The organism is Acinetobacter sp. Li1LvA2, assembly GCF_056156705.1.
Genome location: NZ_JBSICF010000024.1, coordinates 1 through 1052, shown reverse-complemented (window position 1 = coordinate 1052; position 1052 = coordinate 1). Strand labels below are relative to the sequence as shown.

Below are 1052 nucleotides of genomic sequence, written 5' to 3'. Positions count from 1 at the left end.
TCGATATTGGCCTGAATCGCCCCAATGTCCAGCACGAACTGGCCTGCTGTAGTGGTTGCCTGCATATCCACGGTGAAAGTATTACTCGCAGTGGCGGTACTGCCCTTCGGCCAGTATTTAAATATAACTCTACTTGCATTTGTTTGAATGCTTAGCTTCTGGGTCTCGGCATTAAAACTCAGCTTGCTGGCACTGTCGGTCAGGGTCACCGTCGACTTGTCCACCGTCCTTGAAATCGTTTGGTTAAACAGGTTTAAGCTGGTGTCCAGCTTGTCCTGGTTAAACTTCGGCTCCCGAACCTCAACCACCTGGTTACGCTTGTCATACACCGTTTCGGTATAGCTGACCCCGGTCAGATCCTTAAGCTGATCGGCACTCTTGGCAGTAATCCCCGTACCTGTGGTATCCAGCTGCAAGGTCGCATTGCCATTGCGGTCATATAAGTAATAACGGGTCACGCCATTATTGGCATTGCTCTTCCACACCTTGCCCTGATTGTTATATTCGGTCACCTCCTGCCATGAGTCCGTGCTCTTGGTGGTGCTGTCAGTCTTGACCAGACGTTTGCCGGTAATCTCACCAAATACGTTATAGCGGGTTTCTCGTTCCTCCAGGGTCTTCCAGCTGATCACGCTCGCACCTGTTGGAATGACGCCCTCATTGGTCTGGCGGGTAATCTCCTTACCCATCAGGTTATATTCAATCAGCGTTTCATCATACTTGGTGATGCCATCGTTGGCCTTACGGCTATTGCTGGTCCAGGTGCGGTTCCCCATCAGGTCATAGCCATAGTTAACACTATGGCCCAGGCTGACATCGGTTTCCATGGTCAGTCGGCCCAGCTTGTCATAGCTATACTGGGTCACCCGGTCATCGGTACTGACCGTATCATTGCTGCCCAGTACCGCACTGCTCGATAACAGCCCCAGTCCGTTATAGACACTGGAAATGCGCTGCTTGACAGTAACCCCTTTACTATCGGTATAACTACCGAAGGTCCGGATGCTCTCACGGCCCAGCTTGTCATACGTGATATTGAGGGTCTCGCCTGC

General features: G+C 51.5%; 1 protein-coding gene. It reads right to left on the bottom strand.

What is annotated here, in order from left to right; all coding sequences use genetic code 11:
• Positions 1–1052 (bottom strand): hypothetical protein (locus tag ACS604_RS18915; RefSeq protein WP_474772644.1); only part of this gene is annotated, 1052 nt, incomplete at both ends.